Genomic DNA, 15,359 nt, shown 5'->3' with positions numbered 1-15,359 from the left:
TTATGACAGACAAAAGCCCCTTACGAAATGTAAGGGGCCTACTTATAGTTGGCTATAACTCTAAAATTATGGCAGAAGAAATATCCGGTATGAGAAGGATTTCATCTACGAGCACTTTTTCAAGGGGCTGGTCAAAAGAAAGCATCATAATGGCTTTTCCCCCTTGTAACATCCGCCCCACATGCATGGTAGCGATATTCGTTTCGTGTTTACCGAATATAAGCCCGAGTTGACCGATGACACCCGGACGATCTGTATGCTGCACATAAAGCAAGTGCCCACTAGGTGCAAAGTCGATGTCAAATCCATTCATATGCACAATCCTCGCTCCAAATCCTTCTATGAAGGTAGCCCTTACTACTAAGTTTACATCATTTCCCCGCGCCTCGACTTGAATGATATTGGAGTATCCATAACTATCTGTTTGATGTTTTTCTCCATAACTGATTCCCCGTTCTTTCGCAATGGTAGCAGCATTAACTTCATTGACAGTCGTATCTACACGGTTTCGCAAAAAACCTGCAATGATACTTTTAGTCAAAATAGATGTTTCCCACTCTGTGATAACGCCGGCGTACGTTGCGGTAATTTCATCAATCGGTGTTTTGGCAGATTGAGAAAGAATGGAACCCAAGGTTTTTCCAAGTTGATAGAACGGTTGGATCTTTTTGTAAATTTCTTTTGGAATGGTAGGCAGGTTGATGCTTGTATTGACAGATTGCCCATTCAAATAAGCAAGCACATCTTTCGAAACTTGGAAAGCGACATTGTATTGAGCTTCTTTGGTGGATGCCCCAAGATGAGGGGTAACAATTACATGCTCATGTTGCACAAGATCATGATTGGTCGGTGGCTCCACTTCAAAGACATCAAGTGCAGCACCAGCAACATGTCCTGTGTTTAAATGGTGTAACAGTGCTTCTTCATCAATGATTCCTCCACGTGCACAGTTAACAAGATAAACACCTTTCTTTAACTGAGGGATATTTTCTTTATTGAACAAACCTTTCGTTTCCTTTGTGAGAGGGGTATGTACAGTAATGATATCTGCTTGCTTCATCACTTCATCTAAAGGTAAGGAGGTGACACTTAATTTCTCAGCACGAGTGTCTGTTAAAAACGGATCATATACCACTACTTTCATTTGAAAAGCCTTTGCACGCTTGGCGATTTCTCCGCCAATACGACCAAATCCCACAATTCCCAGGGTCTTTCCGAATAGTTCTGTCCCAATAAACTTCTTTCTGCTCCATTGGGCGCCTTTCACGTTCATATTTGCTTGAGGGATATGGCGCACCAATGAAGAAATCATGGCAAAAGTGTGCTCTGCAGTGGAAATGGTATTCCCGTCAGGTGCATTTATGACGACTACGCCTCTTTTGGTTGCAGCTGTTATATCAATATTGTCTACGCCCACTCCGGCTCTAGCGACTACTTGGAGATTGGAAAGAGAAGAGAGAAGGGTATCATCAACCTGGGTAGCACTTCGAACGAGTAGCGCATCGATGTCTTCTGGATTGTAATTGTCTCCTTCCCGATCTTTCCGATATACTTTTACATTTTCCGCTTCTAAGAGCGGAGTCAGTCCATCTGAACTTATAGAATCTGCAACGAGCACATGAAACATAAATACAATCCCTCCAAAAAATTATAAAATTTCTGATAACTTATCATCTATAAGAGGGACTGTCAATAACTTTGCAACAGGTCGAACCTATGTAAGCGCTTATTGTTTCAAAATTCCTATAAAAAATGAATAACAGTTCATTTCTCTTCCCTTTTTACTATTTTTTGAGTATAATAAAGTCGTAAGTTAATAATATGATCTATCTTCGGGGCAGGGTGAAATTCCCGATCGGCGGTAATGAGAGGTATTCTCTAAGCCCGCGAGCCTGATGTTGGGGCAGGATTTGGTGCGATTCCAAAGCCGACAGTATAGTCTGGATGGGAGAAGATGGAGGTTCAAAGTTGTCGAAATTTCTTAGTTTCGATGCTTATTTCCTGATGCCTTCGTACTCCCGTTTGTTCACTTTGACAAGCGGTTATTTGCGTGGTCTGGCATCTAGAAATAAACACACATCTTTGAATTCTCTCTTTTCGTACGAGGTGGATCTCCATTTGAAAAGGAGAGAAGAAGAATGAATCAATCAAAACGCGTCAAAAAAATGGTAACAGTAGGGATGTTAAGCGGTATATCGTATCTGCTTATGTGGCTAAGTTTTCCACTGCCATTGTTGCCACCATTTTTATCCGTGGACTTCAGTGACGTCCCAGCATTGCTGGCCGCCATTATTTTTGGACCAGTAGCAGGCATCACAGTCGAAGCAATTAAAAATATCCTGCATTATATTGTGCAAGGAAGTATGACAGGAGTTCCTGTTGGTCAGTTGGCTAATTTCACTGCAGGTGTTTTATTTATATTACCGACTTACTTCATCTTCAATAAAATCCGTACAACTAAAGGTTTAGGATTAGGTTTGGTTGCGGGTACAGTTTCCATGGCAGTTATCATGAGTGTACTCAACTACTATATCTTCTTACCTGCATTCACGTATTTCCTTAATGTGCCGTCTGGGTCTTCCGCTCAAATGATTGAAGGAATTGTGAAAGGTATCCTTCCATTTAACATAATAAAAGGACTGATTGTAACTTTCTTGTTCTTACTTTTATACAAGAAGCTTGCAATTTGGCTCGACCGTCAGTTAGAAATGAAGAATGTCTAAATAGAAGCAACAGAGAAGAAGCCCCGATTCCATTAGGATTCGGGGCTTCATTTAATTACTATTCAAATTTTAATGCGTCGCCATCGAATGGCTCGTCAGCAATTTTAATTGAATCCGTTGGACAGCCTTCAAACGCGTCCATCATATCTTCTTCAAGTACATCAGGAATTTCTACAATTCCTTGGTTGTCATCAAGAGTTACGAATGCAATGCCTTCATCATCGTAGTCGTAGATGTCTGGAGCTGCAGCACCGCACGCTCCACAAGCGATACAAGTATCTTTGTCAACAATCGTGTATTTTGCCATGAAAATAACCTCCCAAATAGTAACTAGTCAATTAAATGATTTCCAATATTTAGATGGAAACCAATTCCTCATATTATATATTGTAAAACTGTTTTCCCAACTTTTCAATAGAAAACTCAATGAGAATGCTTATCACACAAGGGTTTTGAAACATATTGTTAGATTACCCGACGAAAAGATGTGATAAACATGTCATCCTTTACAAAATTTTGATAAAATGACTGTAGGGGAAGAAAGGTGTAGAAATTTGATGAAATCATTCGAATATTTGTGTTTGAAATGCCTTCAATTATTTAAAGGAGAACGGAGCATTTCAGCGATATACCATTTACTTAGAGGAAAGAAATCTTCTCAAACGATACAAGATGCCAATATCTTCTCGTTGGTGAATGTATATGGACTTTTTCCCGATCTAAACAGAAACCTTCTTCAACAAACCATACATTTTTTACATTCAGAACATTTTATTAGTGAAGTACATAGCGAACATTGGGAAATCACAAACAAAGGAATACTGCAATTGTCAAAGGACGAAAAACTGTATGTTTTAGCTCCCTATTTAAATGGATATGCATACAAAGATAAAAGTTTGACTTTTTGGAAGAGATATTCTCTGCTTGTTCAAACTTTGTCTAATCTGGCAGGGAAAGAAAGTTCATTCATCCCAATACAGTATGACGATAAAATCCAGAGGTGGGTGAAAAGATATTTATTAAGCCAAAAAGGCCGTTCAAAGACGCAGTTGTTAAATGAGTTATTCAGGGAAACGAATAGTTTGCTAACACAATTGCCGACCAATCAGGCAACTATCTTTGCACTAAAGCTATCAGGGTATCGGCATGCAGGAAATACAGATGAGCAAATTGGCAGAAGGTTAAAAAATGATCCCGCCTGGATTCACGTAGAGTTCCAATCATCCCTTCATTATATTATTCAAAGCTTAGAGCAAGAAGGTGCTGCTTCAACCTACAAATGTCTTTTTTTCATATGTCGTGATTTGCTGGAGAAACCACTTCTTACTGAAACGACACAAAAAAGTTTAAAGCTTCTTCATCAAGGTTTTAGTCTACATGAGATTGCCAATATTCGGAGATTGAAGAAAAGTACCATTGAAGATCACGTTGTTGAAATTGCCATGCAGATTCGTGATTTTCCACTAAATCCTTATGTGAAAGAGGAAGAGGTAGAAGCAATCAAAGCTGTTATTCATGAATTGCAAACACATCAACTCCGAAAAATAAAAGAGAAGTTGAATACCCTAGATATCAGCTATTTTCAAATAAGGTTAGTGCTGACAAGGATGGGGGATAACGATGAATCTAGACAACCTGCTGAAAGATAAGACCGGCTTTTCTTCTTTTAAACCGGGACAAAAAGAAATTATCCAAGACGTACTAATAAAAAAAGATGTTATTGCCTTACTTCCTACAGGAGGGGGTAAATCTCTATGTTATCAACTCACAGGGTATGCTCTTCGGGGCACTGTGGTCATTGTTTCCCCTTTATTATCTCTAATGGAAGACCAGGTACAACAACTTAGGTCAAATGGTGAAAAAAGTGTCGTGGCATTAAATTCATTTTTAAGTTTTTCCGAAAAAGAAAAGCTGTTGTCCATCGACTTAAATTCTTATAAATTCCTTTTTATCTCACCAGAAATGCTTCAGGTAGATAAATGGATCAAGAAACTTCAATCTGTACGAATTGATTTGTTTGTAGTAGATGAAGCACATTGTGTGTCCCAATGGGGCCATGACTTCCGGACTGATTATTTAAAATTGGGAACGGTCAAAAAAGTACTTGGTGAACCGCCAACTTTAGCGCTGACTGCTACTGCAACAAAAACTGTCATACAAGACATTCAATCCTTTTTATGTATGTCAGAACCTGTATTTCATATCAATTCATTGGACAGGCCCAACATAGCATTGAAGGTGGAGGAAGTCATCAATAACCAAGAAAAAAAGGAACGGTTACTGGAATTAGTGAAAGAGTTGCGCCCCCCAGGTATCATCTATTTTTCAAGCAGAACAAAGACTGAAGAGTTATATGAATACCTATCAGAAAATGGAATAGATAAGGTCGCATTTTATCATGCCGGGCTATCACAAGAGCAACGAATATTAATTCAACAACAATTTTTGATGGATCAGATTGATCTTATCTGCTGTACCAGTGCGTTTGGAATGGGTATCAATAAAAGTAATGTAAGGTATGTTCTTCACTACCACCAGCCAACTCAGATTGAGTCGTATGTTCAGGAAATTGGCCGTGCAGGAAGAGGGGGCAACCAAAGTATTGCACTATTGCTGAAAAGTAAGGAAGATGCGATGCTGCCAGAGTTTATTATCAACAATGAATTACCAGACCCAGAGTGGGTTTCAATAATCTTGCGAAATCTGGTAGATAAGTATATGGAAATAGAATCTCTATCAAAAATACAAACCAAAGAATGGATGGAACAATATCCAGAGCAAGAGTCCCATTGGAGGTATCTTTTTTTTCAACTAAACGAGTTTTTAGAAAAACACGGAAAACTGAATGACACCTCCATTGAACAGTGTACAGAACTGATACAAAACCGAATTGACAACCGAACTTCCATGAAACGTTCAAAACTTGAGGAATTAAATAAATGGACTTCTACAACTCATTGCAGGAGAAAAGAATTGCTTCATTACTTCGATGAAGTTATGTCCACTCCTATCGATCAATGTTGCGATAACTGTGGCTTGAATATGGATATTTATAGTAGGGAATTAAAAGTCACAACAAAAAGTAATGTAGATGAACCTGTAAAATGGGAGAAGGTTTTGAAAAAAATATTTTGGCAGGAAGATGAGAATTGAAAAACAGACAAGCAGAAATTATTAAACATATGGATCCAAGAGAACTTTTATATCATCTCTATCTTTCTCAGATTGCTTTTTTCGCTATCGGATTAGTACTAGCCTATTTTTTGTTTAACAGTTTCCAATCCTTTAAAGAAATTTTCGCATGGCAGCCAATAAACATTTTTGTCATTGGAACGTTAGTCGCACTTGTGGTTGTAGCCGCTGATCTTTTACTCATGAAAATGATCCCGAAAAGCCTTTTAGATGATGGCGGAATAAATGAGAAGATGTTCCAGACAAGGTCATTGCCGCATATTATCCTTTTGGCATTCGTTATATCCTTTGCAGAGGAATTCCTTTTTCGCGGAGTGATTCAAACTCATTTTGGGATTTGGATTGCCAGTATTTTGTTTGCAGTACTTCATGTAAGGTATTTACATAAATGGGTATTGTTCATTTCGGTCGTAGTAATCAGTTTTGTCTTAGGATTCATCTATGAAGTTACAGGAAGTTTATGGGTAACAATTTGGACTCATTTCTTGATTGATTTGATGCTTGCTTACAAGATTAGAGCAGACTATTTGAAAAATATAAACAAGGAAAAGGCGGGAGTGGTAAGAAATGGATAATAATAAAGGCTTAGATCAGGCAGACGGGTTAAGGGAAGAAGTACAAAAAGAATCAAATAAACTCCCATCCAGAAGTGAGCTCCATGCACAAAAACGTGACAAAAAAACTAAATGGAAAGTGAATTTTCCGTTCGTCCGTCTGATAGGTGTATTATTTTTGTTAATTCCTATCAGTATTATGGCCATTCATTTTAATAATCAGGAGACAAATTTTTTAGACAAAATGTTTACTCCAGCAGTTAAAAACGTAGAGCAAATAACTCTTCCTTCAAATGCTTCTGCCAGTACTGTAGATAATGGTGATAACAATGATAAAGATGACGAGGAAAAGCCTATTGTTGCAGAAAAGGAGTATACCAAAGATGTGAAAGCACAAGAAGCTGCAAACCAAGGTGAGGCAGATGGTCCTGGTAAAACTGCAGAAAAGGAAGAAAGTAAAACGGCTACCGAACAAAGTGATGCAACTCCTGTGTCACAACCGGAAACCGAAGAAAAGGACGCAACGGAGGAGCAAGTAGAAGAGGATTCAACAAATGTGACATATGTTGAGCATATTGTACAAGAAAGTGAAACTCTTTATCGCATTTCCATGAAATATTTCAGCAGCAGAGATGGAGAAAGAATCATCAGCGACCACAATAACCTTGTAAACGACCAAGTAAATGTCGGCCAGAAGCTTCTCATCCCGATAAATAGATAACACCACCCACAAAGAGCACAGAGTTGAAGAAAAGAGCAAAAAACTGTTGATTTCCGTTCCAGGCGCTTCGCTTGCCTGCGGGCGGTCTGGGAGCCTCCTCACAACGCTTCAGGGGTCTCCCCTGTCCCTTCCTCCCGTGGGCGTCTGCGCGCCTTCCACTCCAATCAACAAGGTGACTTCATTCGCTAGGGGATTGTGTAATGGCATGTAACAAACTGATAAAGCAATAACGTTATGTTTTCTTGATTTTTAGCTGTGTATTGGAGCAAATGGCGGAGACTCCTGCGGGGGAGTAGCGGCAATGTTGAGACCCCGCAGGCTTGCCGAGGAGGCTCAAGGTCGCCCCGCGGAAAGCGCAGCCATTTGCGAAAAGGAACAGCGTCGATTAATTAAAAACTAACATTTTGTATTTTAGAACTAGGCGTTTCTCTGCCTGGTTTTTTATTTGTTTCCTGTCTTTCCAATACTAAATCATAGAGTGGTTGTGTTCTGCATAGTTTTCTAGTAGGACAGGTTGGAAAGAGGGGATGACAGTGGAACATGCAATAAAGACACTTAACCATCATACAGACGAAGCAACAAAACAAACACTACAACTCTTAGTGGATAAAAAACGAAAACAAGATACATTTAAGAAGAGGGAGTGGAGATGGAGAATATCCTGCTGCATTACATTAGGCTTATTTTTAATGTATCTTTACTTCTTTATTTTCCAGCGATCTTCTTCTTATTCAGCAAGCATATCTTACTTCTTTGATCGCTCCATTCATTTTTGGGTAGTCATGTTTATTGGTTACCAAATTGGGATGGTCAAGTATCTGCTATATAAAAAAGATAAGGCGGAAAAAGAGTACCATGATCTTAGAAAGGAAATGGTAAAACGAAGTGATGATTATTGGTCAAAACCTGCAGACTGGAAGCAGAGACATCAAGTATTTGATCTTATGAAAAGTGAGTTTGATATCAATTTATATCATGAGACAAAGTGAGTTTAATACAAATTTTGGTTAGTGTGATATAGTTGGATTACAACTATGCACAAAAGGGGAAGTTCGAGATGATATGGATCCTACTTGGAGTGGTAGCTCTTATTGGAGTATCACTTCTTTTATATATGTACAAGCAAGCAATTCAAGAAAATATTATAGAGCAAACACTTGCTTTTCCGAATTTTCCGCAAAGCTTTGGTGAAATAAGAATCTTCTTTATCTCAGATATTCATAAGCGGAAAATTAGCCCAGATTTCATTAATAAAATTAAGAACATAGATTTGGTGATTATAGGTGGAGATTTAACGGAAAAGAATGTGCCTTTAAAACAAGTATCTGAAAATATTGAACAACTAAAGAAACTGGGCATTGTTTTTTTCGTATGGGGAAATAATGATTATGAAATTGATTATCACGAATTAGACTCCCTGCTTCTTCAAAATGGTGTGAAAATACTAGATAACACCAGTTACTTGTTTGAAAGTGAACAAGGTGACCGACTAGAATTAGTTGGAGTGGACGACATGGTCCATGAACGGGACGATCTTGAAATTGCTTTGGAGGAAACAAAGGGCGACAGTTTTAAGATCTTGGTCAGTCATGAACCCGAAATCGTGGACAAGTTTACAGACGCAAAAAATATCAGCCTTGTATTAAGCGGACATACACATGGCGGGCAAATTAGGATTTTTGGATTTGGTCCTCATGAAAAAGGAAGGCTGACACAATTGCCGCATACAACACAGTTAATCAGTAATGGATTTGGGACATCTTTAGTGCCCCTTAGACTTGGTGCCCCGCCTGAAACACATATATTGACCGTTACTACACGAGCGGAGGCCTGATTTCTCAGGTTCCGCTTTTTACTTTGTCAGTATACCTTTCTGAATTCTGCACAAAAAATGTAACCTATTCAAAACCTATACAAAGTTTACACAAAAACATTCGTACTATATAATGCAAGTAATGATTTTGAAAAGAGAGAAAGGGATCTGTATGGCAAATAATGAAGGTAAATACAATATTAAGGCAGCATCCAAAATGCTTGGTATCCAACCAGGTACATTAAGGGCCTGGGAAAGAAGATATCAGATTATTGCTCCCGTAAGGAATGAGTCCGGGCACCGCTTATATACGGAAGAGCATATCAAAATATTGAAATGGTTGATACAGAGGGTAAATAAAGGCTTTACCATCAGTCAAGCTGTTTCGCTATTTGAAAAAAACAATCAGGCTCTTTTGGAATCAGATTCACCACAACATACGGATCAAGAAGATTTATCTACTGATTTGCTAAACCAATTGCTAGAAGCTCTTTTGGAGTTCAATGAAGGTCAAGCTCATGAATTAATGGATAAAATATTTAGCTTATATTCTGTAGAAAAAGTGTTGATAGATATTTTAGGGACGCTCTTAGTAAAGGTTGGCGACATGTGGGAAAATGATGAAATATCAAGTGCCCATGAACACTTTGCGTCTGCCTTTTTGCGTTCTCGTATCGGAATGATTCTTCATGGATTACCAGTGAATGGATTCCTACCTAAAACCGTTTCAGTTTGCGGACCAGGGGAATGGCATGAACTGGGCTTATTGATCTATACTCTGTTTGTGCGTAGAAAAGGCTTTGAAACCATATACTTAGGTACAAGTATTGCTGATGAAGATATTCATGTTGTTCTAAAAGAAGTTCAGCCGAAATTTTTATTTCTGTCATGTACACTGTCCATCAACCTACCAAAAACATTAGAAATGGTTACTGATCTTAAAGAACAATATCCGGACCTTCTCATTGGTTTAGGTGGTACTGCAGTGGATAAAATGCCAGAAAATAAGAAAAAGCAATTTGTTGATCACCTGATTGGAAATTCTATGAAAGAATGGGAAGATTGGCTTAGGGTTAGAATGAATTGATTTCATCCTCAACAATAAGAATTACTCACGAACCAACTTACACCTTTTATCATAAAATGTAAGAAGTTCAATGGTGTTAAAGGTTGGGAGGAGTCTTTCATGCGGCTGGAACGTTTAAACTACAATAAGATAAAGATATTCCTCACATTTGATGACTTGGAAGACCGCGGGTTAACAAAAGAGGATTTATGGAAAGATTCGCAAAAGGTTCATCAGCTGTTTCGAGACATGATTGATGAAGCTAGTGCGGAACTGGGTTTTGAAGTGAGCGGATCATTGAATGTGGAAGTTTATGCTCTCCAAGCTCAGGGAATGGTGGTAATTGTAACATCAACGGAACACGAGGAAGTAGAGGAAGAGTTCAATGATGATTATATAGAGATGCAAGTAACAGTAGATGAATGCCAAGAACTGTTTTATGTGTTTCAATCTTTTGACCACTTAATCGACTTAGCCAAAAGGCTTCAAAGCCTCAATATAAATGGCGGTACCATCTATTCGCATGATCATATGTTCTATCTACTTCTGATGGAAGAAGATGTGGATGCAGACATGGACATTGATACCTTAATTGCACTACTGTCTGAATACGGTACACCATCGACCATGACGATACACCGAATTGAAGAATACGGTAAGTTGATAATGAAGCATTCCGCTTTGAAGCAAATAAATTCGTATTTTAATTAGAAAGCAGCCTATTCTACATAGATCTTTTTGTAGTGTAGGCTGTTAGTATTTTCTGATATTTCTTACGTTTTGTAATCGGTTACATTTTTTTAATAAAAGTTTATTTTCTATCTTTGCATAAGTTGAAGTAAGGTGTATACTATGTCATGAAGATGGACTTTTTCAATCTTATTATGTGAGACAATCTAGGAGGTTTACTTATGGTAGCCGAGAAAAGCAATGATAAAAAAAGTTCTAACGAAGACAAGTTAGATGTATTAAAATCGACACAAGTTGTTATACATAAAGCATTAGAAAGGCTAGGCTATCCGGAAGAAGTTTATGAATTACTAAAAGAACCTATGCGCATGCTTACGGTGAAAATCCCTGTCCGTATGGATGACGGATCTGTAAAAATCTTTACTGGATATCGCGCACAACATAATGATGCAGTTGGACCAACTAAAGGTGGAATTCGTTTCCATCCGAATGTCTCTGAGAAAGAAGTTAAAGCACTATCCATCTGGATGAGCTTGAAATGTGGAATAGTGGATCTTCCATACGGTGGAGGTAAAGGCGGAATTGTCTGCGATCCTCGTGAAATGTCATTTAGAGAACTTGAAAGACTTAGCCGTGGCTATGTTCGTGCAATCAGCCAAATTGTAGGACCGACAAAAGATATTCCTGCTCCAGACGTCTTCACCAACTCTCAAATTATGGCGTGGATGATGGATGAATATAGCAGAATCGATGAATTCAACTCTCCTGGATTTATTACAGGTAAACCTCTAGTATTAGGTGGTTCACACGGCCGTGAATCAGCAACAGCTAAAGGAGTTACTATCTGTATCCGTGAAGCAGCGAAGAAAAAAGGAATTAACATTGAAGGAGCTCGCGTAGTTGTACAAGGATTCGGTAATGCGGGTAGTTACCTTTCCAAGTTCATGCATGATGCAGGTGCAAAGGTTGTAGGTATTTCTGATGCGTACGGCGGACTGTATGATCCAAACGGTTTGGACATCGACTATTTGTTAGATCGTCGTGACAGCTTCGGAACGGTGACTAAACTTTTCAACAACACGATTACCAACAAAGAGTTGCTTGAGCTTGAATGTGATATTTTGGTTCCGGCAGCTATTGAAAACCAAATTACAGAAGAAAATGCCCATAATATCCGTGCTAAAATTGTGGTAGAAGCAGCAAATGGTCCTACTACGATTGAAGGAACCCAAATTCTAACGGACCGTGGCATCCTACTTGTTCCTGATGTGCTTGCAAGTGCGGGTGGAGTGACGGTATCCTACTTTGAGTGGGTACAAAACAACCAGGGTTACTACTGGACAGAAGAAGAAGTAGAAGAAAAGCTTGAAAAAGTAATGGTGAAATCGTTCAACAATGTGTACGAAACATCACAAAGCCGTCGTGTAGACATGCGATTATCAGCTTACATGGTCGGTGCACGTAAAATGGCCGAAGCATCCCGCTTTAGAGGCTGGATTTAATATTTGCTTAAGCTTTCACAATCCCCTATCATATAGTGATGGGGGTTTTTCTTTAGGAGAAAATTCTTAGATTTTAATAATACTCAAATACTGAATACGGAGTTGAACAACGGTGATAAACAGAGATGCCATCATTGTCGGCGGTGGTCCATGCGGCTTGGCAGCAGCCATTGCACTAAAGGATGCAGGACTATCCCCGCTTGTCATAGAAAAAGGAAACATTGTAAATGCCATCTACAATTACCCTACGCACCAAACATTCTTCAGCTCTAGCGAAAAGCTGGAGATAGGCGAAGTTCCTTTTATTACGGAAAATAGAAAACCCGTTAGAATCCAAGCCCTTACCTACTATCGCGAAGTAGTGAAAAGAAAGAAAATTGAAATAAACGCCTTTGAATTAGTAGAGCATGTGGAAAAAGTTGAGGACGGTTCATTCATCGTACATACTTCCAAACAAACCTATTCCACAAAATATGTCGTCATTGCCACGGGCTATTATGATAACCACAATAAACTGGATGTGCCTGGTGCTGACTTAGACAAAGTATCGCATTATTTCAAGGAAGGTCATCCTTATTTTGATAAACATGTGGCTGTTCTTGGGGGGAAGAACTCCAGTGTCGATGCAGCTTTGGAATTAGTAAAAGCAGATGCACATGTAACGGTTATCTATCGGGGAGAAACATATTCACCGAGTGTGAAACCTTGGATCCTTCCGGAATTTGACGCATTAGTACGTAATGGCACCATTCGTATGGAGTTTGAATCTAATGTGACAAGCATTACAGAGAAAGAGATTTCATTTGTTAATAAAGAAGGCGAAGAGCAAACGATCTATAATGATCACGTGTTTGCCATGATTGGTTATCATCCAGATCATTCCTTTTTAACGAAGATGGGTGTCGGAATAGATGGGGAAACAGGACGTCCAACTTTTAACGAAGAAACGATGGAGACAAACGTTTCTGGAATTTTCATTGCTGGTGTTATTGCAGCAGGTAATAATGCAAACGAGATTTTTATTGAAAACGGTCGCTTTCACGGCGGCATGATCGCAGAATGTATTAGGGGTAGAGAGTAGTTTAAGGTAGAAATCGTGATTTGGGGCTATCTAAGCCCCAAATTGCAATCAAGAATTGTTTTCGAAAACAGAGAGGGCGTCTCAACGCCCGAAAGACCTCACAAAACGCTAAAACGGTAGTTGAGCGCATTAATTAGCTACTCTAATACAAATTTGTTTTTATCTTAAAAACAATTCCTGCAGTTTATCAGGGTTATTGGTACTTTCTAATGCAACCATTAATTTTATGCGGGCTTTTTGTCCGTTAAGACCATTAGAGAATATAACGCCAAGCTCTTTTAAACGGCGCCCGCCCCCTTCATAGCCATAAATATCTTGGACTATCCCGTTAAAGCAACGAGATACCATCACAACGGGGATGTTTGCTTCCCTTAAAGACTTAATGCCTTCCACAGCTGTTGGAGGAATATTACCTTGTCCGAGAGCTTCTAATATGACACCGTCAATTTGCATATCTTTTAAAGCGTGAAAAATACTTGAATCCATTCCCGCATAAGCTTTCAAAAGCATGACATTTTTCGTAATGGAATCCACTTGATATTTGTCTTCAGAAACAGGCGAGTGATGAAAAAACGCACCTCGTTTTGTCACAATCCCAATTGGTCCATATTGAGGGCTTTGAAATGTTGCGATATTGGATGTATGGGTCTTTGTTACGTTCTTGGCGGTATGTACTTCATCATTCAACACAACGAGTACCCCTTTATTTGTGGCTTCTTCGCTCGCCGCAACCTTTACAGAGGAAAGTAGATTATATGGCCCGTCAGAGCCGATCTCGTTGCTTGAACGCATTGCTCCTGTGAGCACGATAGGTACCCGTGTTTGAACCGTTAAATCAAGGAAAAAGGCCGTCTCTTCTAATGTGTCAGTTCCATGTGTCACAACAAAACCTTCGATTCCACTCTCCATTACTTGCTGATCTATAAATTTGGAAAGCATTAGCATATGTTTGGATGTGATGTGTGGAGAAGGCAAGTTGAACAGTTCATGACTTTCTATGTCAATATTGTTGTCGACAATCAAGGGAACGGTGGTCAATGGGTTTCGTTCGCCAGGCGACACTGCTCCTGTTTGTTCATCCTCTGACATGGAGATGGTACCCCCAGTGTGAATAATCATGATTTTCTTTTTCATTGTTGTATGTCACCTCATTATTTCTTTGTGATTTTATGTTTTACAAACAATTTCCAAAAGTTTAGACATCTTATTTCATTAATTACGATAACATGATACGATAAAAAAAAACAGATTGAAACGAGGCTTATTTATGCTGGCAGTTGTGTCCGCCGGGATTGCTCCAGGCTTAGCATTGTTGTCTTATTTTTATTTAAAGGATACTTTTGAAAAAGAACCCATCACTTATGTATTTAAAATATTTATGTTTGGTGCACTGCTTGTGTTTCCGCTCATGTTCATGCAATACGTAATTGAACTTGAGCTTGGAGTCACCTCCCATATAGTAAAAGCTTTTCTTATGTCCGGTCTTCTTGAAGAATTCTTTAAGTGGTTTATCCTCGTTTATCTTGTCTATCAGAATCTCCATTTTGATGAGCATTATGACGGAATCGTTTATGGTGTAGCCGTGTCTTTAGGCTTCGCTACAGCTGAGAATATTCTCTTCTTGATTGCAAATGGAGTGGAACTCGCCTTGGGCAGAGCCATTCTCCCTGTCTCCAGTCATGCCTTATTTGGCGTAATAATGGGCTATTATCTTGGAAAAGGGAAATTTAACACGAACACAAAGCATAAGCGGATATGCCTTACAATGTCTTTGTCTATTCCAATCTTCTTACACGGAATGTATGACATGATTATCCTCTCTCAGAAATATTGGGGATTATATATGGTTCCATTTATGATTTTTTTATGGTGGCTTGGTTTAAGAAAAGTAAAGCTTGCAAATACAGTAGAAATTTAGCCCGCATAAACGTTAAGTACAAAAACGTTTGTGTGGGCTATTTTTTTAGGTGGGAGTAATCCATATTATGGAATACCTCTTTTCTCCAAATGTATCTGT

General features: G+C 38.9%; 15 protein-coding genes and 1 riboswitch. Of the genes, 12 read left to right on the top strand and 3 right to left on the bottom strand.

Annotated elements, in window-relative coordinates:
• Positions 1-52: 52 nt before the first annotated feature.
• Positions 53-1,627 (bottom strand): phosphoglycerate dehydrogenase, encoded by a 1,575-nt coding sequence (gene serA, locus LC091_RS00315; RefSeq protein WP_226679750.1) that lies wholly within the window; start codon positions 1,625-1,627, stop codon positions 53-55.
• Between the two features lie 197 nt (positions 1,628-1,824).
• Positions 1,825-1,960: riboswitch (FMN riboswitch) on the top strand.
• A gap of 178 nt (positions 1,961-2,138) precedes the next feature.
• On the opposite strand from serA, the gene LC091_RS00310 reads away from it, so the two are divergent.
• The gene (locus tag LC091_RS00310) at positions 2,139-2,723 is read left to right on the top strand and encodes an ECF transporter S component (RefSeq protein WP_226679749.1); all 585 of its coding nucleotides are present in this window, start codon (positions 2,139-2,141) and stop codon (positions 2,721-2,723) included.
• A 58-nt stretch (positions 2,724-2,781) separates the two neighbouring features.
• On the opposite strand, the gene LC091_RS00305 is transcribed toward LC091_RS00310, so the two are convergent.
• Entirely contained in the window at positions 2,782-3,030 is a 249-nt protein-coding gene (locus LC091_RS00305; RefSeq protein WP_010194489.1) for a ferredoxin, read from the bottom strand.
• A gap of 250 nt (positions 3,031-3,280) precedes the next feature.
• On the opposite strand from LC091_RS00305, the gene LC091_RS00300 reads away from it, so the two are divergent.
• The 10 genes from LC091_RS00300 to LC091_RS00255 all read left to right on the top strand — a co-directional run bounded on the left by LC091_RS00300 (position 3,281) and on the right by LC091_RS00255 (position 13,342).
• A complete protein-coding gene (locus LC091_RS00300) occupies positions 3,281-4,372 on the top strand; it encodes a helix-turn-helix domain-containing protein (RefSeq protein WP_226679748.1) in 1,092 nt (363 codons plus the stop codon).
• Positions 4,344-5,876: a RecQ family ATP-dependent DNA helicase gene (locus LC091_RS00295; protein ID WP_226679747.1), complete on the top strand. Its 1,533-nt coding sequence runs from the start codon at positions 4,344-4,346 to the stop codon at positions 5,874-5,876. The genes LC091_RS00300 and LC091_RS00295 overlap by 29 nt, the downstream gene beginning before the upstream one ends.
• A complete protein-coding gene (locus tag LC091_RS00290; protein ID WP_226679746.1) occupies positions 5,873-6,490 on the top strand; it encodes a CPBP family intramembrane glutamic endopeptidase in 618 nt (205 codons plus the stop codon). Before LC091_RS00295 ends, LC091_RS00290 begins: the two co-directional genes overlap by 4 nt.
• Positions 6,483-7,190 (top strand): LysM peptidoglycan-binding domain-containing protein, encoded by a 708-nt coding sequence (locus LC091_RS00285; RefSeq protein ID WP_226679745.1) that lies wholly within the window; start codon positions 6,483-6,485, stop codon positions 7,188-7,190. Before LC091_RS00290 ends, LC091_RS00285 begins: the two co-directional genes overlap by 8 nt.
• Positions 7,191-7,723: 533 nt before the next feature.
• Positions 7,724-8,179, top strand: a complete 456-nt coding sequence (locus tag LC091_RS00280; protein ID WP_226679744.1) for a DUF2663 family protein — start codon at positions 7,724-7,726, stop codon at positions 8,177-8,179.
• A 68-nt stretch (positions 8,180-8,247) separates the two neighbouring features.
• On the top strand, positions 8,248-9,024 hold the full coding sequence (locus LC091_RS00275; protein ID WP_226679743.1) for a metallophosphoesterase: 777 nt from the start codon (positions 8,248-8,250) through the stop codon (positions 9,022-9,024).
• A 151-nt stretch (positions 9,025-9,175) separates the two neighbouring features.
• A complete protein-coding gene (locus LC091_RS00270; protein WP_226679742.1) occupies positions 9,176-10,090 on the top strand; it encodes a MerR family transcriptional regulator in 915 nt (304 codons plus the stop codon).
• 99 nt (positions 10,091-10,189) lie between these two features.
• Positions 10,190-10,780: a genetic competence negative regulator gene (locus tag LC091_RS00265; protein ID WP_226679741.1), complete on the top strand. Its 591-nt coding sequence runs from the start codon at positions 10,190-10,192 to the stop codon at positions 10,778-10,780.
• Positions 10,781-10,980: 200 nt separating this feature from the next.
• On the top strand, positions 10,981-12,261 hold the full coding sequence (locus LC091_RS00260) for a Glu/Leu/Phe/Val family dehydrogenase (protein WP_223489625.1): 1,281 nt from the start codon (positions 10,981-10,983) through the stop codon (positions 12,259-12,261).
• A 112-nt stretch (positions 12,262-12,373) separates the two neighbouring features.
• Entirely contained in the window at positions 12,374-13,342 is a 969-nt protein-coding gene (locus tag LC091_RS00255; RefSeq protein WP_226679740.1) for a YpdA family putative bacillithiol disulfide reductase, read from the top strand.
• A gap of 159 nt (positions 13,343-13,501) precedes the next feature.
• Here the strand turns inward: LC091_RS00255 and LC091_RS00250 are convergent, their stop codons facing one another.
• On the bottom strand, positions 13,502-14,476 hold the full coding sequence (locus LC091_RS00250) for an asparaginase (RefSeq protein ID WP_226679739.1): 975 nt from the start codon (positions 14,474-14,476) through the stop codon (positions 13,502-13,504).
• A 133-nt stretch (positions 14,477-14,609) separates the two neighbouring features.
• Here LC091_RS00250 and prsW point away from each other — a divergent pair, with 133 nt between their 5' ends.
• Entirely contained in the window at positions 14,610-15,260 is a 651-nt protein-coding gene (gene prsW / locus LC091_RS00245; RefSeq protein WP_226679738.1) for a glutamic-type intramembrane protease PrsW, read from the top strand.
• The last annotated feature ends 99 nt before the right edge of the window (positions 15,261-15,359 follow it).

It is taken from the genome of Sutcliffiella horikoshii (assembly GCF_020524325.1).
Taxonomy (GTDB): domain Bacteria; phylum Bacillota; class Bacilli; order Bacillales; family Bacillaceae_I; genus Sutcliffiella_A; species Sutcliffiella_A horikoshii_D.
This window is presented reverse-complemented; position numbering and strand designations above follow the sequence as displayed.

Excerpts from the sequence above, each read along its gene's own strand:
- prsW (WP_226679738.1), top strand. The coding sequence starts at position 14,610 with ATGCTGGCAGTTGTGTCCGCCGGGATTGCTCCAGGCTTAGCATTGTTG.
- LC091_RS00285 (WP_226679745.1), top strand. The coding sequence starts at position 6,483 with ATGGATAATAATAAAGGCTTAGATCAGGCAGACGGGTTAAGGGAAGAA.
- LC091_RS00270 (WP_226679742.1), top strand. The coding sequence starts at position 9,176 with ATGGCAAATAATGAAGGTAAATACAATATTAAGGCAGCATCCAAAATG.
- LC091_RS00300 (WP_226679748.1), top strand. The coding sequence starts at position 3,281 with ATGAAATCATTCGAATATTTGTGTTTGAAATGCCTTCAATTATTTAAA.
- LC091_RS00265 (WP_226679741.1), top strand. The coding sequence starts at position 10,190 with ATGCGGCTGGAACGTTTAAACTACAATAAGATAAAGATATTCCTCACA.
- LC091_RS00310 (WP_226679749.1), top strand. The coding sequence starts at position 2,139 with ATGAATCAATCAAAACGCGTCAAAAAAATGGTAACAGTAGGGATGTTA.
- LC091_RS00250 (WP_226679739.1), bottom strand. The coding sequence starts at position 14,476 with ATGAAAAAGAAAATCATGATTATTCACACTGGGGGTACCATCTCCATG.
- LC091_RS00275 (WP_226679743.1), top strand. The coding sequence starts at position 8,248 with ATGATATGGATCCTACTTGGAGTGGTAGCTCTTATTGGAGTATCACTT.
- serA (WP_226679750.1), bottom strand. The coding sequence starts at position 1,627 with ATGTTTCATGTGCTCGTTGCAGATTCTATAAGTTCAGATGGACTGACT.
- LC091_RS00295 (WP_226679747.1), top strand. The coding sequence starts at position 4,344 with ATGAATCTAGACAACCTGCTGAAAGATAAGACCGGCTTTTCTTCTTTT.
- LC091_RS00305 (WP_010194489.1), bottom strand. The coding sequence starts at position 3,030 with ATGGCAAAATACACGATTGTTGACAAAGATACTTGTATCGCTTGTGGA.
- LC091_RS00260 (WP_223489625.1), top strand. The coding sequence starts at position 10,981 with ATGGTAGCCGAGAAAAGCAATGATAAAAAAAGTTCTAACGAAGACAAG.